The organism is uncultured Aquimonas sp. (assembly GCF_937888285.1).
Classification (GTDB): Bacteria; Pseudomonadota; Gammaproteobacteria; order Xanthomonadales; family Xanthomonadaceae; genus Aquimonas.
Window position 1 is genome coordinate 54,596 of the sequence record NZ_CALART010000110.1, and the last position, 22,934, is coordinate 77,529.

At 65.9% G+C, this 22,934-nt stretch carries 21 protein-coding genes; 7 read left to right on the forward strand and 14 right to left on the reverse strand.

Features of this window, described 5'->3' with window-relative positions; genetic code table 11:
- The first annotated feature begins 120 nt into the window (after positions 1-120).
- Positions 121-1,071 (forward strand): porin, encoded by a 951-nt coding sequence (locus Q0654_RS20135; protein ID WP_298856810.1) that lies wholly within the window; start codon positions 121-123, stop codon positions 1,069-1,071.
- A 90-nt stretch (positions 1,072-1,161) separates the two neighbouring features.
- Here Q0654_RS20135 and Q0654_RS20140 read toward each other — a convergent pair whose 3' ends face one another.
- The 12 genes from Q0654_RS20140 to Q0654_RS20195 form a co-directional block, all read right to left on the reverse strand.
- Positions 1,162-2,535 (reverse strand): heavy metal sensor histidine kinase, encoded by a 1,374-nt coding sequence (locus Q0654_RS20140; RefSeq protein WP_298856811.1) that lies wholly within the window; start codon positions 2,533-2,535, stop codon positions 1,162-1,164.
- Positions 2,532-3,221, reverse strand: coding sequence for a heavy metal response regulator transcription factor (locus tag Q0654_RS20145; RefSeq protein ID WP_298856812.1), 690 nt, complete (start codon positions 3,219-3,221; stop codon positions 2,532-2,534). Before Q0654_RS20145 ends, Q0654_RS20140 begins: the two co-directional genes overlap by 4 nt.
- A gap of 332 nt (positions 3,222-3,553) precedes the next feature.
- Positions 3,554-4,495 carry a cation diffusion facilitator family transporter gene (locus Q0654_RS20150; protein WP_298856813.1) on the reverse strand — a complete coding sequence of 314 codons (942 nt, stop codon included), beginning with the start codon at positions 4,493-4,495 and terminating at the stop codon, positions 3,554-3,556.
- Positions 4,496-4,547: 52 nt separating this feature from the next.
- Positions 4,548-4,793, reverse strand: a complete 246-nt coding sequence (locus Q0654_RS20155; protein WP_298856814.1) for a hypothetical protein — start codon at positions 4,791-4,793, stop codon at positions 4,548-4,550.
- A 195-nt stretch (positions 4,794-4,988) separates the two neighbouring features.
- Positions 4,989-5,531 (reverse strand): hypothetical protein, encoded by a 543-nt coding sequence (locus Q0654_RS20160; RefSeq protein ID WP_298856815.1) that lies wholly within the window; start codon positions 5,529-5,531, stop codon positions 4,989-4,991.
- A gap of 19 nt (positions 5,532-5,550) precedes the next feature.
- Positions 5,551-5,928 carry a hypothetical protein gene (locus tag Q0654_RS20165; RefSeq protein WP_298856816.1) on the reverse strand — a complete coding sequence of 126 codons (378 nt, stop codon included), beginning with the start codon at positions 5,926-5,928 and terminating at the stop codon, positions 5,551-5,553.
- Positions 5,929-5,965: 37 nt separating this feature from the next.
- Complete coding sequence (locus Q0654_RS20170; RefSeq protein ID WP_298856817.1) at positions 5,966-6,304, reverse strand: P-II family nitrogen regulator; 339 nt, start codon at positions 6,302-6,304, stop codon at positions 5,966-5,968.
- A complete protein-coding gene (locus Q0654_RS20175; RefSeq protein WP_298856818.1) occupies positions 6,301-9,468 on the reverse strand; it encodes a CusA/CzcA family heavy metal efflux RND transporter in 3,168 nt (1,055 codons plus the stop codon). Before Q0654_RS20175 ends, Q0654_RS20170 begins: the two co-directional genes overlap by 4 nt.
- 15 nt (positions 9,469-9,483) lie before the next feature.
- A complete protein-coding gene (locus Q0654_RS20180) occupies positions 9,484-10,710 on the reverse strand; it encodes an efflux RND transporter periplasmic adaptor subunit (protein ID WP_298856819.1) in 1,227 nt (408 codons plus the stop codon).
- Positions 10,707-12,002 carry a TolC family protein gene (locus Q0654_RS20185; protein WP_298856820.1) on the reverse strand — a complete coding sequence of 432 codons (1,296 nt, stop codon included), beginning with the start codon at positions 12,000-12,002 and terminating at the stop codon, positions 10,707-10,709. The genes Q0654_RS20180 and Q0654_RS20185 overlap by 4 nt, the downstream gene beginning before the upstream one ends.
- A gap of 645 nt (positions 12,003-12,647) precedes the next feature.
- Positions 12,648-12,929 carry a hypothetical protein gene (locus tag Q0654_RS20190; RefSeq protein WP_298856821.1) on the reverse strand — a complete coding sequence of 94 codons (282 nt, stop codon included), beginning with the start codon at positions 12,927-12,929 and terminating at the stop codon, positions 12,648-12,650.
- 391 nt (positions 12,930-13,320) lie between these two features.
- Positions 13,321-13,515 (reverse strand): hypothetical protein, encoded by a 195-nt coding sequence (locus Q0654_RS20195; protein WP_298856822.1) that lies wholly within the window; start codon positions 13,513-13,515, stop codon positions 13,321-13,323.
- On the opposite strand from Q0654_RS20195, the gene Q0654_RS20200 reads away from it, so the two are divergent.
- The 3 genes from Q0654_RS20200 (at position 13,492) to Q0654_RS20210 (ending at position 17,288) form a co-directional block, all read left to right on the forward strand.
- Positions 13,492-14,361: a helicase C-terminal domain-containing protein gene (locus Q0654_RS20200; RefSeq protein ID WP_298856823.1), complete on the forward strand. Its 870-nt coding sequence runs from the start codon at positions 13,492-13,494 to the stop codon at positions 14,359-14,361. The genes Q0654_RS20195 and Q0654_RS20200 overlap by 24 nt on opposite strands.
- 75 nt (positions 14,362-14,436) lie before the next feature.
- Positions 14,437-15,864, forward strand: coding sequence for a hypothetical protein (locus Q0654_RS20205; protein ID WP_298856913.1), 1,428 nt, complete (start codon positions 14,437-14,439; stop codon positions 15,862-15,864).
- An 89-nt stretch (positions 15,865-15,953) separates the two neighbouring features.
- Positions 15,954-17,288 carry a hypothetical protein gene (locus tag Q0654_RS20210; protein ID WP_298856824.1) on the forward strand — a complete coding sequence of 445 codons (1,335 nt, stop codon included), beginning with the start codon at positions 15,954-15,956 and terminating at the stop codon, positions 17,286-17,288.
- An 87-nt stretch (positions 17,289-17,375) separates the two neighbouring features.
- Here Q0654_RS20210 and Q0654_RS20215 read toward each other — a convergent pair whose 3' ends face one another.
- Both Q0654_RS20215 and Q0654_RS20220 read right to left on the reverse strand, forming a co-directional pair.
- Positions 17,376-17,834, reverse strand: coding sequence for a cupin domain-containing protein (locus tag Q0654_RS20215; RefSeq protein WP_298856825.1), 459 nt, complete (start codon positions 17,832-17,834; stop codon positions 17,376-17,378).
- Between the two features lie 29 nt (positions 17,835-17,863).
- Positions 17,864-19,315: a HAMP domain-containing sensor histidine kinase gene (locus Q0654_RS20220; protein WP_298856826.1), complete on the reverse strand. Its 1,452-nt coding sequence runs from the start codon at positions 19,313-19,315 to the stop codon at positions 17,864-17,866.
- A gap of 36 nt (positions 19,316-19,351) precedes the next feature.
- Here Q0654_RS20220 and Q0654_RS20225 point away from each other — a divergent pair, with 36 nt between their 5' ends.
- From Q0654_RS20225 to Q0654_RS20235, 3 genes are all read left to right on the forward strand, one after another.
- The gene (locus tag Q0654_RS20225) at positions 19,352-21,985 is read left to right on the forward strand and encodes a hypothetical protein (protein ID WP_298856827.1); all 2,634 of its coding nucleotides are present in this window, start codon (positions 19,352-19,354) and stop codon (positions 21,983-21,985) included.
- A complete protein-coding gene (locus tag Q0654_RS20230) occupies positions 21,982-22,323 on the forward strand; it encodes a hypothetical protein (protein ID WP_298856828.1) in 342 nt (113 codons plus the stop codon). The genes Q0654_RS20225 and Q0654_RS20230 overlap by 4 nt, the downstream gene beginning before the upstream one ends.
- 81 nt (positions 22,324-22,404) lie before the next feature.
- Positions 22,405-22,734 carry a DUF1840 family protein gene (locus Q0654_RS20235; protein ID WP_298856829.1) on the forward strand — a complete coding sequence of 110 codons (330 nt, stop codon included), beginning with the start codon at positions 22,405-22,407 and terminating at the stop codon, positions 22,732-22,734.
- Positions 22,735-22,934 lie beyond the last annotated feature (200 nt).

Here is a 22,934-nt window from a genome sequence, read left to right on the forward strand (position 1 = left end):
CTCGAATCGGACGGAACAGTCATTGCGCCAGAGTCGGCGATGGTTAGGCCATGTTGGTCCCCGACGTGACTTGGCGTGTTCCGGCTGACCTCGAATGCCCTCAACTCTGGAGAAGACACAATGAAACGAAATCTGATAGCGCTCGCAGTCCTTGCAGCGGTTGGCGCACCTGCCGCCGCTCAGTCCTCTGTCACCCTCTACGGGCTGATCGGTTTGGAGGTCGGCAAGAATCCCGGCTCGGATAACAAGGTGGTTCAGAACGGCGCCAACAGCCGCTTGGGCGTGCGCGGCGTGGAGGATCTGGGCGGGGGCATGCGAGCCTTCTTCACCCTCGAAAACCGCTATGAGCCCGACACCGGGACGCAGAGCGACGCGGGCCGCTTCTGGAACGGCCGCTCGATCGTCGGGCTGGAGGGCGCGTTCGGCAGGGTGTGGATGGGCCGGGAGTACACGCCTCTGTTCCTGAACGTGGCCCTGATTGGCGATCCCTGGGGCTGGACCGGGATTGGAGCCCTCGACTCGGGCTTGGGCGGTATCGGCGCGTACACACGCTACGACAACTCGGTGAACTACCAGTTTTCAGCAGGCGGCATGACAGCGTGGATCCAGACTGCCGAACGCGACAACAACGGCAACAGTGCGGGTACCGCGGTCGCACAGAAGCGGCCGATGTCTCTGGCTTTGACGTACGGCGCCGGGCCGTTCTTCGCGGGTGTCGGCTACGACAGCCGCATCAACAACAATGACAGCCTCTTGACCTTGGTTAGCACCTACAACTTCGGCGTTGTCAAGTTGTTCGGAACCTATGCGCGCGGCGAGACGGCGACAGCTGCCAAACATCAAGAGATCGCACTCGCGGCGACGGCCCAGCTTGGCATGGGACAACTCCGTGTTGGCGTCGATCAGATCAAGCGGACGTCCGCCCCCGCGACGACACTCAAGCAGCAGGTTGCGCTCGGCTATCACTACTCGCTGTCGAAGCGCACCACGGTTTTCGCCGACGTCACCAACGACAGTAAGGCTTTGCGCAGCAAGAGCGGCTACGGCTTCGGCGTCAAGCACGCTTTCTGACGAACGTTTTGGGCCGATGACTTGATAAGGTGGTTCTGCGGCGGCCGAAACGGCCGCCGCAGAAGCCCCGTTTGAAGTGGCGCTTGAGGCTCAATGTTCGCTGCCTTCACCAGGACTTTGGCAGGTTGACCGTGAGGCATGCTTCGAAAGCACGATGCCGACGGTGGTGAGGTCTTCGTCGGAACTGGCGAACACTGACCCACCATGCATCCTGGCGATGGCGGCGACGATAGCCAACCCGAGGCCATGATGGCTGCCGTTCCCTGGCCTGGCCTTGTCCACCCGGTAGAAGCGGTCGAAGATCATTGGCAGCTCGCGCTGGGCTATCTGCAGCCCCACGTCCGAAAGCGAGATTCGGGTGTATCCAGCCGGGGTTTCGTCTTGAATGCGCACGTTGACGCACGAACCAGGGTGGGCGTAACGCGTGGCATTGAGCAGCAGGTTTGACAGTGCACGTTGAAGCAGTGGCAGATCGAATTCGCCGGCAGCGTCCCCTGAGATCTTGAGCGTGACTGAGGCCGCGTCCATGGCGGCCTCGTGATAGTCACCAACTTGCTGGGCAATGCGGGCGAGACTGGATACCGAAGTCCTGCGGGCGTGGGCACCCCGATCAGCGCTGGACAGGAACAACATGTCATGCACGATGCCGGAGAGTCTTCTCAGATCCTCCAGGTTCGAGGCAACGACATCCTGAAGTTCCGGCCCGGCTCGTGATCGACGCAGGGCCAACTCGCAACTGCTGATCAAGGTCGCCAAGGGGGTGCACAGCTCGTGTGCTACATCGGCATTGAAACCTTGCAGTTGATCATAGGCAGCGTCCAGGCGCCCCAACAAGTCATTGAACTGTTCGACAAGCGGCGCCAGTTCTTCGGGCTGGTCGGTTCCGGACAGACGCCGGTAAAGGGTGTCGGCGGCCAGGCCGCGCGCTTGCAATGCAAGCGAACGAACGGGCCGCAATCCCATTCGCACCAGCCAGTAGCCTGACAATGACGCCAGAACTGCACCGCCGATTGCCGCGGAGATCAAAGTCAGGCCGAGCCGACGCAGGAAGAGCCTGTCGTCGCGGGTGTCCAGAAAGAGGGTGGCGTGAAGGATGCCCGATCCGGGAAGGGGTCGCCGTGTCGTGAACCGCACAGACATTCCATCCTGGTCCGCGGCGGTAAGAGTCTGGCTCGTGTAGGTCGGATTTGCAGCTCCATCAGCTAACCTCAATGCAACTTCGTCGTGACCGATGAAGAAGTCGTCCAGTTTGTGCTTGACTGCGTCCCACGAGCCATCGCCATCGGCTTCGGTCAAGAGATGCTGAATCTGAACGCGTTTGTTGGCCAGCGTTTCAATTTGGCGGGCCACGAGGCTTGAGCGTGCATCAAAGTAGATGGCTGTGCAGATCGCCGCCATGCCGAGCAGGCTTTGCAGAGCAAGCCACACTGAGAGACGCTTGCCAAGTGATCCGGGCGGGGTCAAGTATCGACCTCCCGCTCTTCAAGAACATAGCCCATCCCGCGGACCGTGTGGAGTAGTGGCCGGGTGAAGGGCTGGTCCAACTTGGTACGCAGGCGTCCGATGGCGACATCCACGACGTTCGTCTTGCTGTCGAAGTTCATGTCCCACACTTGCTCGGCAATCTCGGTCCTCGAGAGCACTTCGCCCGATCGACGCACCAGCAACGCAAGCAAGGTGAACTCCTTCGCGGTCAGATCGAGCCGAATGCTTCGACGGCTGGCGCGCCGCCGCACCAGGTCGATTTCCAGATCATCGAGCGTGAATCTGGTCGCTTCATTGCCTTGCTCGTTGCCTGAACGGCGCAGAAGAACCTCGATTCGCGCTACAAGCTCAGAGAAGGCAAAGGGCTGGACGAGGTAGTCGTCAGCGCCTGACTGCAGACCTTTCACCCTGTCCTCGATCGCGACGCGCGCCGTCAGCATGAGTACGGGTGTCTGCTTGGTCTGACGCAAAGCCGCGAGCAATCCGAGGCCGTTGATGCCAGGCAGCATCTGGTCCAACACCAGGATGTCGTAGTCTTGTTCCATGGCGAGATGAAGGCCATCCACACCGTTGTGGGCAACGTCGACCACGTAGCCTTCCTCGGTGAGTCCCTTGCGGAGGTACTCCGACAGTTTCAACTCGTCTTCCACCACCAGAAGCCTCATTGGAAATCTTCCCCGACGAACTGCCCGCCGTCGAACAAGTTGCCAGCCGGTAGACCAACCATGTCACCAGGCCGACTGCGAATGGTGCCGGCCAGATGATGGTGATTGCCTGGGCCAATTCTGTGTTGCGAAGCTTTCTGCGCATGCTGGCGCCCCGCGGGAGGGCAGACCGCGCGTCGCGAGCGAAGCGTCGTCAGGCGGTAGGCACGGCTGTTGGCGGAGCGCGGCTCGGGCGGCGTGGCACAGCCAGTCCCGACCGTGGCAGCGCATCCCGCCGCAAGTAGAAGTTGTCTGCAAGCGAACATTAGAGTCTCCGTGATTGATCAATGTCTCTAGACTGGGTTGCTGTTCGGTCTGCCGCGCACGCGCCGGTCGACAAAGTTGCAGCCATCAGCGGCGTGTTCGCACGCGGGTCTCTCGAGTTGCAGGGTGGTGTGATGAACGCGAAAGCGGTCGGCCAGAACCCATTGCAGCCGGCCGATCAGCGCCGTGGCTTCAGTGCCTTCCGTGGGAACGACATGCGCCGTCAGGCTGTTCTTGTCGCTCGTAAGGGCCCAAACATGCAGATCGTGCACGTCCTGCACTCCGTCGACCGAGCGCATCGCCTGGGCGACTTCGTCGACGTCAATGCCCTCCGGCGTGCCCTCCAGCAGAATGTTCAGGCTCTCCTTCAGCAGCACCCAGGTGCGCGGCAAAACCCACAGGCCGATGCCCACTGCAACCAGGGTATCGACCCAGGCCCATCCGGTGAAGCGGATCACCAGTGCGGCGACGATGACACCGATCGACCCGAGCATGTTGGCCCAGACTTCCAGGTACGCGCCCTTGACGTTGAGGCTGGCGTCCTTGCCGCTCTGGAGGAACCGCATGCTCAGCAGATTGACGGCCAGCCCCAGGGTGGCCACCACCAACATGCCCAGGGGCTGCACTTCGGCCGGGGCGTTGAAGCGGCTGTAGGCTTCGTAGAGGATGTAGAGCGCCACGCCGAACAGCAGCACCGCATTGAACGCCGCGGCCAGGATTTCGAAGCGGTGATAGCCGTAGGTGCGTTTGGCGTCGGCCGGCCGACGCGCAATGCGCACGGCCGCCACGGCGATGGCCAAGGCCGCGGCGTCGGTGAACATGTGCGCTGCATCGGCAAGCAACGCCAGGCTCTGGAAAACGACGCCGGCGATGACCTCGGCGATGAGAAAGGTCGAGGTCAGGCCCAACGCCATCCAGAGGGCCCGCTCATTGCCCGTCGCGGGAATCGCGTGGCTGTGCCCGCCGCTCATGCCAGCGTCCTCTGCGCCGAAGGTGCCCGGCCGATGTCAGCGGACATCAGGCTCAAGGCCCACGCGGTTGTTTGCGCGGGGGCTTCGACCGCTTCGACGGTTTGCCCGCTCCGCGGTGTTCGTTCAATCGACGTTGCAACTGCTGTGCATAGGAAGGCGCGGGCTTCGGAACCGGCAGAGGATGCCGCTTGCGCCACCAGCGGAACACGGCGTATCCGACGACGGCAGTGACCAGGATGACGAGCCAAATCAACGCCATCGTTTGGGCCAAAGAGGTTTCCAGCCACTTGTAGCGCATGCTGTGGCCCTCCGTTCATTGCGGCGTGTGATCGAACGCCAACCTGCGGATGGCAGCGAGAGTCAATGTGCCTTCGCTCCGGCCCAGCAGCGGCAGTGACAAAGAGGGCCGCAGCTGCGCTTACCCTGGCGGGCGCGCGCTGCGGGCCGCGACACCGATCACATCGTGGGCTAGGCATCGACGCTTGCGCTCCAACTACTGCACATCGGCAACCAGCCGCAGCCGCGCGACGCGAGTGCGGCCCTCGGCCAGGTCGCCATGTTCGAGTCGGTAGGTGCTGCCCCAGGTCCAGACGGACCCCACCAGTTCCACGACCCGCACGTCACCGGCTGCGCCGGTGACCGCCAACTCAGTCGCACCCTCGCTCCACGTGGCAGCGAACGTGTGCGGGCCTGGCCGCATGCGCAGGCGCACGAAGGACTCAGGCGTCGTCACCACCGTCGGACCGCCGTCGACTCTTAGCTGCACCGGGTTGACCGTATCGCCCCACCGCTTGCGAACGACATACACGGTCAGAAGGCCAGGAGTCGGCTCGAAACGCTTCGATTCAACCTCGACCGATTCCGGCGGAATCGGCGTGGGCGTGCAAGTCAACTTTCGGCTGTGCCACTTGCCAGTCGCGAAGCAATACGTGCCATCCGGGTTGGGTGGCTGCATCGGCTTGGTCATGCAACCCGCGCTGAGCAGGCCGACAAGTCCAGCACCGACGAGCACGGTCCGACGCGAAACGTGTTTCATGGTTTGGTGCCTTTACATGTCACTTGAGTGTGAAGCGCGCTGACACGGCGGGCTTGCCGTTCAGCGCCACCTCCGCCAACACCTTGGTGCCGGCGCCGACCTTGAAGCTGCCCTTGGCTTCCAGCTTGTCGCCCGCGAGCGCCAGCGGCGCCTCGGTCTTGTCGTTGCCGTTGAACACCGTGATCTTGCCGGTGGCGCTGGTCAGCTTCATCGCCTTGCCATGGTCGCTGACGTGGATGACGATGAGGTCTGGCTTGGCGACGAGTTCCATGTCACCGGCCTTGGTCTCGACCACAACGCCGCCGAACTTGGGCGCATGGTCTTCGGCGGCATACAGCGCGGTGGCCGGCAGCGCCAGTGCGGATGCGGCCAGCAGGGGAATCAGAAACTTTTTCATCGTGAGTCCTTTCGGGGTTGGGGGAACGGAGTTGGCGTCAGTGAATGGCGATGGCCTGCACGACCTCGGTGACGGTGATCCAGCCGGCAACAGCCTGGCCGGTGCGTGCCGATGCCTGGATGGCAGCGACGATCTCGTCCACTTCGCCGTCCTCGCAAAGCAGTTCCAGCTTGTATTCGTTGACCACCTCGTCGCCGAGGTCCATCGAGTAGTGCTGCTCGCCACTGTCCAGCGGCATGATCGAACCCTTGACGACGTACATGGCCAGGTTGTGGCGCCGGCCGGCACGTTGTCCGCCCCAGGCGGGGGAGTTCTTCAGGGCCGCGATCACATCGGCGACGCGGCTGCTGTGTACATAGGCTTTGACTTCTTTCATGGCGTGTCCTCGGTGGGTGTCTGGAGCAGGGGAGGGGCAGCGTTGTCCTGCATTTCTTCGGCGGCTTCACGTTTGCGTTGCCTGGCTTCCGCGCGCGACTCGGACCACTCGTAGATCAGCGGCAGCAGCAACAGCGTCAGCAGTGTCGAAGTGATCAGCCCGCCGATCACGACGGTGGCCAGCGGTCGCTGCGTCTCGGCGCCGACGCCGGTGGACAGCAGCATCGGCACCAGGCCGAGGATGGCGACCGAGGCCGTCATCAGCACCGGCCGCAAGCGCAGCGCCGCACCTTGGCGCACGGCGTCGCGTATCGACAGACCGTGTTTTCGCTGGTCGTTCAAGAACGTCACCAGCACGATCCCGTTCAACATCGCCACGCCGAACACCGCGATGAAGCCGATGGCAGACGGCACCGACAGGTACTGCCCGGTGGTGAACAGACCGATGATCCCGCCGATGATGGCGAAGGGTACGTTGGCGATGATCAGCGTGGCATGCCGCACCGAGTTGAACGCGGTGTAGAGCAGGATGAAGATCAGGCCAATGGTCAGCGGCACGATCACCCCCAGCCGGGCCATGGCACGCTGCTGGTTCTCGAACGCACCACCCCATTCGACCCAGTAGCCGGTGGGAATCTTGACCTGGGCCTTGATGGCCGCGTCGGCGTCCTTCACGAAACCGTCGATGTCCCGGCCCTGCACGTCCATCTGCAGGACGGCGTAGCGTTGCAGGGCTTCCCGGCGCACGAAGGTGTAGCCCTCGGCCAGCTCGATCTTCGCGACTTGAGAGAACGGCACGATGGCGCCCTCAGACGTGCGGATCGGGATCTGCGCAATCGCCGACGGGCTGCTGCGGAACTCGTCGGCCAGACGCACGGCGATGTCGAAGCGGCGGGTGCCGTCGATCAGCGTCGAGACCGTTTCACCGCCGACGCCGGCCTGCACCACCGCCAGGATGTCGTCGGCGTTCAGGCCGTAGCGCGCAGCGGCCTGGCGATCCACCTTGATCACCATCTGCGGCTTGCCCTTGTTGGCCTCGGCCGCAAGATCGGCCACGCCCGGAACGGCGCCGATCACGCCCTTGATCTGCGCCGAGAGTTCTTCGAGCTTGTCCAGGTCTTCGCCGTAGATCTTCAGCGCCAGGGTGGCGCGAACGCCGGAGATCAGTTCTTCCACCCGCATCTGGATCGGCTGCGTGGCGCCGAACACGGCCGTGGCGACCTCGCCCTCCAGGAACTCCTGCATCTCCTTGCCGAGCGCCGAATACGACTGCTTGACGGGCCATTCCTCCTTGGGTTTGAGGTCGAGCAGCACCTCCATGTAGTTGACGTCGGCCGTCTCGCCCTTTTCGGCGCGTCCGATCGTGGCCAGCACCGACTTCACCTGCGGATACTTCTTGCGCAGGCTGGCGTCCATCACGTTGGCAACGCGGATGGATTCGTCGAGCGACGTGGACGGAATGCCGACCACGCGGAACATGATCGCGTCTTCCTGCAGCGTGGGCATGAACTCCTTGCCCAGGAAGGGGAACAGCGCCAGGGAGCCGAGCAACAGCGCGACGGCGGTGCCGACCACGATCTTTTTGCGGTCCAGCGCCCAATCCAGCGCCGGCAGGTAGGCCTTCTTGGCCCAGCGCACCAGCCAGGTGTCCTTCTCTTCCTTCGGCTTCAGGATCAGCGCCGCCAGCACCGGCACCAGCGTCAGGCTGAGCAGCAGCGAGCCTGCCATCGCGAAGGTGATGGTCAGCGCCATCGGCTTGAACAGCTTGCCTTCCAGCCCCGTCAGCGAGAACAGCGGCAGGAACACCACGATGATGATCATGATGGCGAAGGCAATCGGGTTGGCCACTTCGCGCGCCGCTTCCAGCACCACGTGCGTGCGGTTGATGGGCCGGCCGGACTCGCGTGCGTGGGCCAGCAGCCGGAAGGCGTTTTCCACCATCACCACCGCCCCGTCGACCATCATTCCGATGCCGATGGCCAGGCCCGCCAGGGACATCAGGTTCGCCGACATGCCGAAGCGCTGCATCATGATGAAGGCGAAGAGCATCGCCAGCGGCAGCGTCACGATCACGACGATGGCCGAGCGGAACTCACCGAGGAACAGGAACAGGATCACCGCCACCAGGATCGAGCCCTCGATCAAGGCGTTGGTGGAGGTCTTCAGCGCCTTGTCGACGATCTCGGTGCGGTCATAGGCCGCCTTCAACTCGATGCCCTTGGGCAAGGCCGCCTGCGCGATGGCGAGCTTGGCTTTGACGGCCGCGACCACGGTGGCGGCGTTCTCGTTGATGCGCGCCAGGGCGATGCCGAGCACGGTCTCCTGGCCGTTGCGGGTGACGGCGCCGAAGCGCACGGCCGGCGCCTCCTTCACATCGGCCACGTCGCGTACGTAAACCGGCGCGCCATTGCGTTCAGCCACCACGATGGTGCCAATGTCAGCGGCGTTGCTGACCAGCCCGAGACCGCGCACCAGATACTGCTCGACGCCGATGTTCAGGTACTGGCCGCCGACCTGCTTGTTGTTGGCCGTCAGCCGCTCCATCACCTCCTTGAACGACAGCCCGTACTTCACCAGCTTGCGCGGGTCGATCTGCACCTGGAACTGCTTCTCGTGGCCGCCCCAGGTCGTCACGTCGTCCACGCCCGGCGCCGTACGCAGGATCAGGCGCACCGTCCAGTCGTGCAAGGTGCGCAGGTCCATCGCGCTGAGCTTCTTGTCGGCGTCTTCGATCGTGTACCAGAAGACCTGGCCGAGGCCCGAGCTGTTGGGCCCGAGCTCCGGCTCGCCATAGCCAGCGGGCAGACGACCCTTGACCTCTTGCAGCTTTTCACCCACCAGCCGGCGCGCGAAGTAAATGTCGACGTCGTCAGCGAAGTAAACCGCCACGTAGGACAGGCCGAACAGCGACACCGAACGCACGACCTCGACCTTGGTCAGGCCCGCCATCGCGGCTTCGATCGGTACGGTCAGCAGCTTTTCGATGTCTTCGGCGGCGACACCGGGAGATTCGGTGTAGATGTTCACCTGTGTGGGGGTGACATCGGGGAAGGCATCCACCGGCACCTGCCGGTAGGCCATGACGCCCAGGCCGACGAGCACGGCAAAGGCCACGAGAACCAGCACCTTGTAGCGCAGGCTGGCATCAACGAGTGCATTGAGCATGTTCAGTGGTCCTTCTCAATGCCCGTGGCCAAGCTGCGACTTCAGCTTGCGTGCCTTCAGCGCGTAGGCGCCCTCGGTCACCACCTGGTCGCTGGGCTTGACGCCTGACTTCAGCACCGTGCGGCCGGCGATGCGCTCGCCCGGCTCGACCTCGCGTGCTTCGTACGCACCCTGCTCGAAGACGAAGATCGTCGGCTTGCCCTCCAGCAGCACGATGGCTGCGTCGGGCAAGGCAATGGCTTCGCGTTTCTCACCCACCGCTTCGATGGTGGCGGTGGCAAACATCTCGGGTTTGAGCCGGCCGTCGGCATTCGGCACTTCGATGCGCGCGGCGACGGTGCGCGTGTCCTTGTCGAGCATGGCGCCGATGTGGCCAACCTTGCCCGTGAAGGTTTCGCCTGGATAGGCGGGCACGGTGACCTTCGCACTCGCGCCGACGCGCACCTTCGACAGAGCTGCTTCCGGCAGCGCGGCCTGAATCCAGACGCGACTCAGGTCGGCGACGGTGAACATGGGTTCACTCGGCGTTGCCAGTTCACCCAGCGTCACCTTCTTCTCGATGACGGTGCCTGCAAACGGCGCTGTGACCGCGAAGCCGGACACGCTGTTGCCCGCGGCACCGGGCGCTCCGCCCAGCAGGCGCAAGCGGTCCGATGCGGCGCGCAGGGCAGCCACGGCCTTGTCGCGGTCGGCCTGCGCGCGCAGGAAGTCCTTGCGCGGGATGATCTCTTCGGCGTTCAGCGACTCGGCGCGCTTGAAGTCGGCTTCGGCAATGCGCAGTTCAGCCTGCGCCTGTGTCCACGCGGCGTGGGTTTCGCCGACCTCCACGCTGTCCAGCGTGGCCAGAATCTGCCCTGCGCGCACCTTGTCGCCCAGCTTGGCGGGCGCCGAGAGGATGCGGCCGTCGATGCGCGGCGACACCCGCACCAGGCGGTCCTGGTCGGGGAAGATGGTGGCGGTGACGACCACTGTTTCCCCCAGCGCCTGGGCCTTCATGGCCTCGACCTTGATGCCGGCGCGTTCGGCCTCTTCGCTGGTCAGCGTCAGCTCGCTGGCGCCTTCGGCGTGCTCGTCCTTGCCTTCGCCCTTCTTCTCGCCAGCGTGCGCGTCGGCCTTGGCGCTTGGCGCCGCCGGTGCATCCTTGGCGCTTTCCTTGCTGCAGGCTGCCAAGCCCAATGCCAGAGCCACAGCCCCGGCGATGGCTGCAAGGCGCAGCCGAAAGGTCTGATCAGGCGTGCTCATCGTGATGTTCCTTCTTGCGACCAGCCGGCCGCGTTTTCAAGTTCGATTCGGGTGGCGTGGTACTCCGCCAGTGCGTCGCCCAGTTCACGCTCGGCGTCCAGCGTCTGGCGGTTGATGACCAGTTGCTCCAGCAGGCCGATCTGGCCGGCCTGGCGCGACTTGGCCGCCAGTTGCTGGTTGTCGCTGGAGGCCGGCAGCAAGGTGCGCTGAAGGCGTTGCACACGCTCGCGCTGGCTGCCGAGCCGGCTCCACAGGCGCCTGACCTGGGCTTCCTGGTCGCGGATGACCACCGCGCGCTCGACTTCCGATGTCGTCACGTCGCTGAGCGCCTGACCGATGCCTGCCTCATTGCGCTTGAACAGCGGCAGCGGCATCGACAAGGTCAGCATGGTGACGCGGTCGCGTGCGTTGCCCGGCCCTTCGCGGCCGACGTTGAGGCCCACCGTCAAGTCCGGCAAGCGGCTGGCTCGCTCCACGCCCAGCCGGGCGCGTGCCGCGTTTTCGCGGGCAGACAGCGCACGCAACCGCGGCAGCGCCTGCGCAGCGGTGACGAGCTGGTCCAGGCTGTAAGGCAGGCCTGTGCCCAGTTCGGTGGCCAGTTCACCGGCAACGGAAGGCACAGCCGAAGGGGGCAACTGCAGGGCAGCAGCAAGCTCGCTGCGGGCGTCCAACCACTGCTCGCGGGCGACGGCCAGCGCATTGCGCGCGCGCTCGGCCTCGACCAGCGCCACGTTGGCGTCAAGTCGGGTGTCCTCACCGGCCGTGCGCCGCTTGGCGATGGCCTGAGCCGTGCTGTCGAAGAGGTCCACCGAGCGCTGTTCGATCTGGATGCGGCGCTGAATGGCGAGCACGGCGTGGAAGCGCAGTGCAGCGTCGCTGCGCGCCTGGCGCCGCGCGTCTTCGATCTCGGCCCGCAGCGCATCCAGCGCAGCGGCCGCAGCTTCGCGGCGCCGGGCCTGCTGGCCACCGATCTCGATGGGCTGGGCGATGCCGACAGACCACCCGTTGCTGCGCTCGTCGGGCGGCGGCGTGATGCGGGTCTGCGTCCTGTTGCGCTCGAGGCTCAGCTCGGGGTTGTTGGCCAGGAGGGTCGACGCCTGCTGCCGCGCGCCTTCGGCGGCAGCCAGCTGAGCCTCGCGCAGCTTGACGGCGGGACTGGCCAATTCGGCCTGTCGCAGCGCCTCTGCGAGTGTCAGTGCAGGGGGTGAGGCCGGCACCTGTGCGCTGGCAAGGCCATGGGCGGCGGCCAACAGGCAAGCCGTGCAGGCTGCCACCAAAACGGGAAATCGCATCGAATCATCCTTCTGGTCTCACGACAGAAGCGATTCGGAGGCGACGTGGGGGTGTCGTCAGTCAGTCCATGAGTCAGACCACCACGCCGCTGCCGGATCGCGCGGCAGGAGCGGGGACGACTCGATCAGGACGTTGTGGGGCGGACGGTACGTACGATGTGAAGCGTGGTTCTCGACAACCCGGAGCGCGGGCCTGGGGCAGCGCATGGATCCCGGGTACGTTGACTTGCACGGCCGCGGAGCACCCGAGGTGGCAACTCTCGCAATCGGCGTGGTATGCACCCGCGCCATCGCCCTGGTTGTCGGAAGTCGGTGTGACCTCGCCGCCGGCTTGGTGCTTGTGCTCGTGATGGCCGAAGTGCTTCTTCGCCGAGACACTGGCCTCATGCGCGCAGTAGGGCGCCGCCGAGCCCCAGACCAACTGGAACGGCACGACAAGCAGCAGGAACGCGAATACCCAACGACGCATGTTTCAGATTCTAGACTGACAATTTTGGTCGCGGCCCGCAAGACATGCGGTGCGAGTCTTGGCTCATTGCGCTTTCCGCCCACAAAGGCCACCAAGGCAACTCCAAGTCGCCGCGCGGCAGGGCCATCCTGATCGAGGGCCATTGGCGGAGTCGTGCGGCTGTGAGCAATCCCGGCTCAAAGCCGCTTGGCAAGTGCCACCGGCACCCCGGTCAGCATCCGGCCCGAAGTTGAGGCTTGTCCGGACGGCTTGGAAGCATCGAGACGCGCGGCAATCGCCATCGGCACCCCGGACAGTTTTGCAGGCGTCACCGAGACTTCTGGCAACGAGCGGGCATCGAGTCGCTTGGCAAGGCTCATCGAGACGCCAGTGAGCGGTGTGTCCGACGGCGTAGCCGCCGCGTAAGTTTGAGTGCTCGCAAGAGAGGCGATGGCCAGGACGATCGAGGACGGGTTCATGGCGTGCGGTCTTTCAGCATGGCGCGGCAGCAGGCAAGAAGGCAGGTCAGCCCCGCGCCGGGTTGAGGAGCTCACTCAATCTACGCACCGGCAATCAACAGAAATCTGTCCAGAACATGACAGGGCGGTCATGTTTCGCGTCAATGCTGCAGCAGGCGTGGCGCGACCCCTCCAACCCTTTTGCGGCACATCGGGGCTGGCGCGCTACGATATTTGCCGAGCGCGGGTTTCCCGGGCTCTCCTGCTTTTCCTCCCTGAGCAGGAGCGTGGTCGCGATGACAGCGGCCAGGCTTCGCGCCTCGGCTTCAGGGCCGGGGCGTTTTCTTTGGCGCACCGAGTGGGGCGTACCATAAAGAGCCCCACAGCCTTTCGGCCGTGGGGGTGAAGTCAGTCACGCTGCTTCGCGCAGTTCTTCAGTATCGACTTTGGCCGTGCCGGCCTCGTCTTTATCGAGGTCGAGCTGGCTGAGCAGCTGGCGCTGCCGGGTCAGCAGATCCAGTAGTCGGCCTTCGTGCTCGAACGGGCGCTGCAGTTCGTGCCGGACGTCGAAGGCGAGGCGCCGGTGGCCCGGTGGATCGAGCTGCACGACAGCACGTCCTCGTCGAGCGACTACCTGGTCTGTGCATCACCGATCAGTGGCAGCGACAAGTTGCGCCACCTGCTCTGGAACCGGGCCAGCGGCGTGATCCTGATGTCGGCGACGCTGACTTCCTGCGGCGCGTTCGACCTCTTCCTCCAGCAGTCCGGCCTGTCGGTCTACGCGGCCGTGCAGTTTCTGCGCGGGGAGTCACCGTTCGACTACCGTTCGAACGCCAGGCTGGTCATTCCTGCGATGCGCACGGATCCTGGCGATGCGCGGCGGCACAAGGACGAGGTTGTCGAGCGCATGCCCGGTCTCGTTCAGACGCTCGGTACGCTGGTGCTGTTCGCGTCGGGCAAGCAGATGCGCGAGGTCTATGCGCTGCTGCCGGAGGACCTGCGGCGCTGCACCCTGATGCAGGGCACGATGCCGAAGATGGAGATGCTGTCCCGGCATCGTGCCGCAATCGACAGCGGCGAGCGATCGGTCCTGTTCGGACTGCAGAGCGTTTCCGAAGGCGTCGACCTGCCACGCGAGTACTGCACGCACGTGGTGTGCGCCAAGTTGCCGTTCTCCGTGCCTGACTCTCCGCTCGAAGAGGCGCGCCGGGAGTGGATCGAGTCACAGGGGCGTTCGCCCTTCATCGACATCACCGTCCCGGAGACCGCGGTCCGCCTCAAGCAGCAACTCGGACGCCTCATCCGCACCGACGAGGACCACGGCACGGCAACGATCCTGGATCTCCGCCTCGTCTCCAGGCGCTGGGGTCGTCTGCTGATGCGCGGCCTGCCCGACTTCGAGCTTGTCGTCGAGCCGGCCCGCGGATGTGCAGCGAGCGGATCGCGGGGTTGATGAACGCGTTTCAGGGGCGAGCATGGTTGCTCCATCCCCCTCAACCTGGACAAGGAGCCTGCAATGGCAAGTGCAATGGAGAACGTGGCGACGAACGGCCAGGCCGGTCCCGTCGCAGTGGTGCAGGGCGGTGCGCTTGCCGTGCCCACACTGCTGGGCCGCACGGCACCCCGCATCCCGGTGGCCGGCCGCATCCGTGCCGGCATCAAGGTGCTGACGCGCCGCGCGGCCGAGAACGAGCGCGTGCGCGCCATCTACGAACGCGGCGTCGAGCAGGGCAAGAGCTTCGACAGCATCGAGCGGGAGATCGCCGACGCCGCGCCGGACCTGAAGAACCCGCTGGCGCCGAAGAACGTCCCCTACTTCACGGTGCGTGGGGAGGACTTCCCGAACCCGGAGATCGCGCGGCAGATCACGGACCTTTTCGGTGAAGACCGGGGCGACGGGGTGAAGCGGCTGTACCGGTTCCCGGTGGTCTTTCCGGCCGATGCGTGGCAGTCGGTGATGCCGCATGAACTGGTGGCGTGGACGGCCAACGAGCGACGCTTCTGGTCGGAGTACGCCCCGGACGGCCAGACCCGCTACTGCATGAGTCACGCGCCCGTGCCGGTGGTCAGCGGCACGCGCCGGGCCATCCGCGTCTGGGGCGGCCGCAAGACCATGCGCCGCGCCGACAACGGCGGCCTGTGCGATCCCGAATCCTGTGCCGAGTACCAGGACCGCAAGTGCAACCTGTCGGGACGGTTCATCTTCTTCATCCCCGGGATCAAGTCGATCAGCGCCTTCGAGCTGCCGACCAACAGCTTCTACGCGATGAACGCCGCGATCCAGAAGTTCCAGACCATCGGCTTCATGCGGGGCGGCCGAATCTCCGGCTTCCTGGACGGCAAGCACACACCGTTCTACCTGACCAAGCGGCTGGTCGAAGTGCCACGGATCGACGAGGAGGGCCGGCCCGTGCGCACCTCGCAATGGCTGATCGAACTCGAGGCGCCGGTCGACGTGGCGGCGCTGCTGCGGCCCGACGAAGGACTGGACGGTGCCGAGGCACGGGCTGCCGAGGCGCTGAACGTACTTGAGGGCGGGCCTGCGGACCGCCGCTTCGCTGGCGGAACAGTGTTCGGCGACGATGGCGTGATCGACGCGTCCGCATCCTCACCTCGGGCTGCACCGGCACACGGACTGGCATCCGATCGTGCCGCAGCGCCGGCCTCCGTAGCCGGTCAGGGCAGGGCAGAAATGCCGGCCCGCAACGCCCGGCTCGAACCGCAGCGCGAGCAGGCGCCCAACGGCGGCGACGAGGCTGCAAGGGTGGCACAGGCCGCCGCGGCGCTGGGTGTCGTGGCCGAGCGTTTCGAGCGCTACGCCGACAAGCGCTGGGGCCGCGGCTGGAAGATGAACGCGAACGGCCGCAAGCGGGCGTTCGACGAAGTCGCTGGATTCGCCGACGACGGCGAGGGGTTCCGCGCAAAGGTCGATGCCGAGCTCGATGTCTTCAGCTGAACCCGATGGCGCCGCCTTGATCGGGCGAGGCGGCGCGCGACGATGACAACACGTCCGAACCCCGATCGAAGCAACAGCGAGGTGAACCCATGATCCGAATCGCGCAGTTTTCCGACCTGCACTACAGCGAGAAGAACCTTGCCGAGGCCGACCGCTGCTTCGGCTTTGCGGTGGACGAAGCCATCCGGCGCGGCGCCGAAGTCGCGGTCATCTCGGGCGACTCGACCGACCACGCGCTCGACGTGCACAGCCCGGCGGTCGAACGCCTGGCGCGGCAGGTGCGCCGGCTGGCGGATCACTGTCCGGTGCTGATGCAGCAGGGCACGTTCTCGCACGAGCCACCGGGCACGCTGGCCATCTTCCGCCTGCTCGGGGGCCGCTACGGCGTGCATGTGGCCGATCGCATCGGCCAGGTGGCGCTGCGCCTGGACCGCACCTGGCTCGGCACGCAAGGCTGGCGCTTCGACGGCGCGCAGGACCAGTTGCCCGACGGCGCACGGGTCTTGTTCACGTGCGTGCCGACGGTGAACAAGGCGACCGTCGCCGCGAGCGTCGGCGCGGCGGACGCCGGAGTCGCGCTGGGCCAGGAACTGGCGGCCCTGCTGGCCGGGTTTGCGGCCAGCAACCAGGCGGCACGTGAGGCGCTGGTACCGACCGTCGGCGTGTCGCACGGCACGGTCACCGGGTGCATCACCGAGCACGACGTGCCGATGGCCGGCTTCGACCACGAGTTCACGTCGGGTGCGCTGTTCTCGGCGCAGGCCCAGGCCTTCATGCTGGGGCACATCCACCGACACCAGCACTGGGAGCAGGGCGGGCGCATCGTGGCCTACGCCGGATCAATCGGCCGCTTCCACCATGGCGAGGTCGGCGACAAGGGCTTCGTGCTGTGGGAGGTCGCGGCTTCGGCAGTGGCGTTCGAGCTGGTGCCGACCCCAGCGAGGCGGACGGTCGACCTGTTCTTCGAGGGCAAGCCCGACCTGGCGCGGATCGAGTCGGCAGTGGCGGCTGGTGACCTGGAAGGTGCCTGGGTCCGCGTGCGCTGGACGGTCGCCGACGAGGATCGGCACGAGGTCGACCGCGAGGCCATCAAGCGCGCGCTGGCGGGTGCGGCAGGCGTGCAACTGGAAGGGCGGTTCGTGCCCATCGTGCGCAGCCGGGCAGAAGGCATCTCGCGCTGCGCCAGCCTGGGCGACAAGGTGCGCGCGTGGGCCGGGGTCACGGGCGCCCGGGTGGAGCCGCTGCTGGCGTACCTGGAGCGCCTCTCGCACCAGACGCCCGAGCAGATCGCCGGTGAGGTGCTGACGCGGCGTCCTCGGGCGGAAGTTCCAGACCCCTTGTCGCTGGCGGTCAGGCCGGACGCTTGCGCCACGGAACCCAGATCGATCGCGGGCGGTGCAGCAGCCGAGTTGGAGCTGTTCTGAGCCCTCGGCACGCCCGAACATCGAGCGGTCAGTCCGGGATCTTCCGCGGTCACGGCAGCAGCGCTTTCGAACCGATGCGCGCCGCTATCACACAGAGAAGGGCGAGCCATCCTTGTGCAAGAACCGGCCGTCGGCGTTGGAACTCATCATGTCGATGTCGGAGCAGGTGGTGAGGTCGTTCGGATTGCGCGAGCCCACTTCCAGATAGACGGCGATCGCGGAGGACCTGTTGATGAGGTGGTGGCCGTTGCCGCTGCCCTTCGGAAATGCCGCGCAATCGCCGGCGCGCATCAGCGTCTCACCGCCGTCCTCGACGAGTGTCACTTCGCCTTCAAGCAGATAGACGAACTCGTCCTCGTCGCTGTGCCAGTGGCGCTGGCTGGACCAACCGCCCGGCGGCAGGGTCATCAGGTTGACGCCGAAGTCGCGAAGCCCGCCGGCTTCGCCCAGGCGACGGCGTGTGCGCGCACTGCAGGGCGCGTCGAACGGCTTTGGGTAGCCCGATCCCCGGCGTCCGGGTACGGCGGTGACGTCGATCCTGGGCATGCAGTTCTCCTTCGTTTCGTGCTGTCTGCCTAGTCGGCAAGCGGAAGAGATACGACGACCGTCGTTCCCTTGCCGGCGCGCGACTGCAGTTCGATGCGGCCGCCGAGCTTGGTGACCAGGGACTTGACGATGGCCAGGCCAAGGCCCAGACCGTCCCGTCGGGCCGGCGACTGCGCCGCCTTGAAGAAGGGCTCGAAGACGCGGTCCTGGACGTCTTCCGGGATGCCGATGCCGGTGTCCGCGACCACGATCACGAGTTCGCGCGGCCCGGACGCGGTCGATCGAACTTCCGCCGAGACGCTGACCTCGCCGGTGGCGGTGTACTTGACGGCGTTGCCGACGAGGTTCTCGACGATCTGGCGGACCTTGCTGAGGTCCAGCAGCAGTTCCACGTCCTGCGCAGCAACCTTGAGGGCGAGCCCCTTCGCGCCGGCGGTCGACGCGTGAAGGTTGGTGATGTCGCCGAGGACGGCGGACAACTGCGCGAGCTGCAGCCGATCGTCGGTGCGCCAGGACTGGCTGCGCGCATAGTCGGCGATCCCCTGCATCTGATGGGCCATCAGGTCCGCGGCGGAGTGAAGCCGGCGCAGGGTCAGATGCAGCTCCGGGCTGTCGGCGAGTCGGTGTTCTAGGAACTCGACATCCGCCATGATGATCTGGGCGGGCGTACGGATCTCATGGCCGACCTTGGCCATGAAGACCTGCTGGCGCTCCGTGGCCGTCAGTTCGGCAGTGCGCGCAGCCGACGCCGCCTCGACCAGCATCGCCTGCTCGCGTTCGATCGCTTCGTGGCGCAACTGGTCAGTGACCTGGTGCGTGCGCAGCAGGTTGCGCGTCGTTCGTCGCACCTGGTCCGAGATCCGATACGCCGCCACGGCGTAGAGCACCAGCAGGAAAGCCGTCACCCAGAGGTGCTCGGTCTCGATGAAGACGGTGGCAACGAGGAAGGAAGCGAACTGCACCCCCGCCAGGACCCAGAAGCCGCGGTGCGCACCCGGCAGCAGGTACATCGAACCGACGCTCATCGATCCGAGTGCGCAGAGCGCGTAGGTGACGGCGTGCCCCTTGTCGGTGATGGCCGGATACACGATTAGCGAAGCTGGCGCCCAGAAACAGCAGACCAGGTAGGCGTTGCGGTCCAGCGCGGCATGGAAGCGGCGCTCCAGATCCTCGCGCGGCAGGATGTCGACGGCGGCCATGCCGGCGATCGACCAGCGCCAGATCGCGGTGGCCAGTCCCGTGGCGACCAGCGCCAGCGCCAGCAGCCTCCGATCTGCGAATCGCCAGGCCAGCCATCCGACATAGAGCGTGGCGAAGCCCAGCGCCACCGAACTCAACCTTGCGTTGTTGGCGGTCGCGCGCAGCAGGCTGCGGCGCAGCCGCGCCTCGCTCTCGTTCTGCGCGGCATCGCTGTCGCCGCTTCCCTGCCCGACCTCCTTGCTGTCCGCCGGTAAGGCGGAGTCGAGGTCGCGCGAGCTCACATCGCCCACCTTTTCGGCGCGATGGGTCTCGGGTCGATGAAACAACGTACTGCGGACAGCAGCCACCTGACGGGCGCGCGTGTCTCGCGGCCGGTGGTTGACGCCCTGATCGTTGGCGAGAGACTCATGAGCATGGCTGGCCTTGCTGCACAGCGTACCTTGGAAAGGGGAATTGCAATGGGCGACAAAAAACACGGTGAGCAACCGAATGCGGCGCGCGGCTACCGCCCCCTAGTGCTGACACTGACCGGCTTCAAGGGCATCCGCAGCGGCCTCGGCCGCAACACCCTTCGACTCGACGTCGAGGCACTGGCCGGCGACGCGACGCTGGTGGCCATCGCCGGGGCCAATGGGCGCGGCAAGACGACAGTGATGGACAACCTCCATCCGTACCTCGTCATGCCCTCCCGCGCCGGTGCCGATGGTCTCGGTGCGTTCTCGTACTACGACCACGTCTTTCTACCGGAAAGCCAGAAGGAACTGACCTGGGAGCACCGGGGGCACCGCTACAAATCGCAACTTGTGTTTCGCGTCAACGGCAAACGCAAGACCGAGGCCTTCCTGTTCGAGCAGTCCGGCAGCCACTGGACACCGGTGGTGCTCGCCGACGGCACCGTCAGCGACGGCAAGGTCGATATCTACGAGCAGGCCGTGCGCGAATTGCTCGGCTCGCCGGAGACCTTCTTTACGTCGGTGTTCTCGGCCCAGGGCAAGCGGCCACTGTCGGCCTACCGCAACGGCGAGATCAAGGGCTTGCTGGCCGACCTGCTGGGCCTGGACCAGGTGCGGCAGCAGGGTGAGCACGCAGCGGAGACGTCCAGGCTGCTCAAGAATGGTCTGGCGCTGATCCGGCAGGGGCAGGCCAGCGCGGCGGCCGAAATCGCGCGCCTGGCTGGCGAACTGAGCACACTAGGCGATCCCGAGGCAGCCCTCTCGCGGGCGACCAGCGAACGAGACGCCGCAGCGCGATCACTGGATGCCGCCCGTGCTGCCGAGGCAACTGTGCTCGCGGACTCACAGGCGGCTGCGGAAACCGACAAACGAAGTACCGAACTTGCCGCCGAGCGCGACAGGGCTGCAGTCGGCGCCAGGGAGGCACTCCAGCGGCTTGCGGAGGAATTCGCTCGACTCGACGTCAGGGCCGGCGCGCTGGCGCAGCGGGCCGCTGCCAGGAAGCGCCAGCATGCCGAACAGCGGGTCCGGCTCACCCGACAGCGCGATGCACTCCGGCAGTCGTGCGCTGGAGCGGGTCGGGTCGCATGGGCATCGCGCAGGCTGATGGCGGCGGAACGGGCGGTGCAGATACGAACCGAGCGCGCGGCGGCCGCCCAGGCGCTCGCGGACAAGGCGGACCAGCTTCGCGGCAAGGTGAGGCTGCTGGCCCAGCAGATCGAGGGCATCGAGCGCGAGGCTGGGCAGGTGTCACTGAGGCATGCGGACCTACAGCGGCGCTTCGGACTTGCCGCGGAAGTACCCTGCGTCGGGACCGACCTGCAGGGTCGCTGCAAGCTGCTTGGTGACGCCAGGGAAGCGCAGGCCATGTTGCCGTCCGTCGATGGTCAGATCGCCGCGCTGCGTGATCGCCAGCGCGCTGCAGATGCGGAACGTGCCGGTCTGTCCGAAGGACTGCGCCCGCTGGCCGGGGTTGGGGAACTGCGCAACGAAGCCGAGCGACGACTCGAACGTGCCAGCGCACGTTTGTCGAGCCTGGCACGGCTGGCAGCACGGGAAGGCGAAATGCGCCAAGCCCAGGCCGCACTCACGGCAGTCGAGGTGGAACTGGGGTTGCTTTCCAACGACGCGCCGGCCGAGACCGACGAGGAGGCCGCCGAGCGTGCCGACATCGAGGCAGCGCGCGCCCGAGTGGCTGCAGAGCGCAATCGTCTGAGCACCGAACGCGATGCGTCGATCAGCCGGATCGAGACCGCAGTCGCCGCCTTGCCTCCCGCCTTCGACAGAGGCCGGCTCGAACTGGCGCGGCGCGCTTCGATACTGGCCGAGGCCGGACTGCACAGTGCGGAGCAGGCGCACCTCGCGGCTGTTCGCACTCAGGAGCGCCGCGCTGCGCTCCAGGCGCAACAAGCGCGCGTCAGTGGCGAAGCGGCCGCCACCGACGCGCGCGCATCGGCGGTCGAGTCCGAATTGAGCGGCTGGACTCTGCTGGCAAGATGCCTGAGCAATGATGGCGTGATCGCGCTGGACATCGACGACGCCGGACCGACGCTCGCCGGGCTGGCCAATGACCTCCTGCTGGCCTGCTACGGGCGGCGGTTCACGCTGGAGATCCGCACCCAGGTGGCGACTGCCAAGGGCGAGATGCGCGAAGGCTTCGACATCGTCGTTCACGACGGCGAAGGTGGCGAGTCCAAGAGCGTGGCCCTGCTGAGTGGCGGCGAACGGGTCTGGATCAACGAGTGCCTGACCCGCGCGATCGCGCTCTACCTGGCCGGCAACGCAGGCCGCGAGTACGGCACGCTGTTCTGCGACGAGGCCGACGGTCCGCTCGACCCGGATCGCAAGCGCATGTTCATGGACATGAAGCGCGAGGTGATCCGGCTGGGCGGCTACCAGCGCGAGTTCTTCGTCTCGCAGACACCGGAGCTCACAGCGATGGCGGACAAGGTCATCGACCTGGACAGCTTCGTGCTCGCGCAGGAGGCGGCGACGTGACCGGCGCCAGCAGGGGGGACATGATGGCTGGCTTGCCGTTGCGCTGTTATGTCGTGCTTCCAGGGTTGCCGGCAGGGACCAATGTCGCCGTCTGCGAGCGGGGCAGCGATGGCGTGCGCATCACCAGCATCGATTTGGGAGGCTTCTTGACAGCAAGGCGCCTGGTGCGCGCGCTCAACGACGCGCTCGGGATCGACGCTGCGGCCGAACACGCGATGCTGGTCGGCTGTCTCCGGGGCTGGAGCCGCGGAGCGGCAAGCCCGGAATTCCCCCGCGCGGAGGCTCGGGGCTTCATGAAGGTGGCGCGGCAAGCCAGGGGCCATAGCGTCCTCCACTGACGATGCGCCTGCGTCTGGCCGACGGGCTTGCGCTGACCCTGCCGGGGCGGAAACTGTCCGCAGATCGGAAGGACGCCGCAAGTGAGCATCACGTTCAAGCTCGAGATCGATTGCCATTCAGAGGCGCTCAATGTCAGCAACAGCAACGCTGCTGCGCTACTGGCACTTGCTGGTCTGCTATCGGCGCCCTATGGCGAGATTCCGTACGAGCAGCTGGAAGCCGCCATCACGAAGTTGCTCCGAGCCATGAACTCCGACCCTGCGCGCGCGAAAGCGGTGACGTCGGTCACCGAAGGCCCGAGGTGGTCGGAAGGCGCGCGCACCGACGAGTACTTGCAGAGGCGAGCGGGCGAAGTGATGGCAATGCTGGTCCTCGCCCGAACGCACGGCTGTGGAGTCACTTGGGGTTGAACGCAGCCTGACGCCGGTGCCGATCGAAAAGGGGCGGATCGCAAACCTGTGCGTCGGTTTCGTCGAGAACGACCCGTTGCAGCCAGTCATTTCCTGGTTGTAGATGACCACTCAGCGGCGGAAAACGGACATTAGTGCGCGAGCCAAGGCCAATGGTAGACAGCCCAACAGCTCAGGAAGCGAGCCCCCTCCAGCGAGAC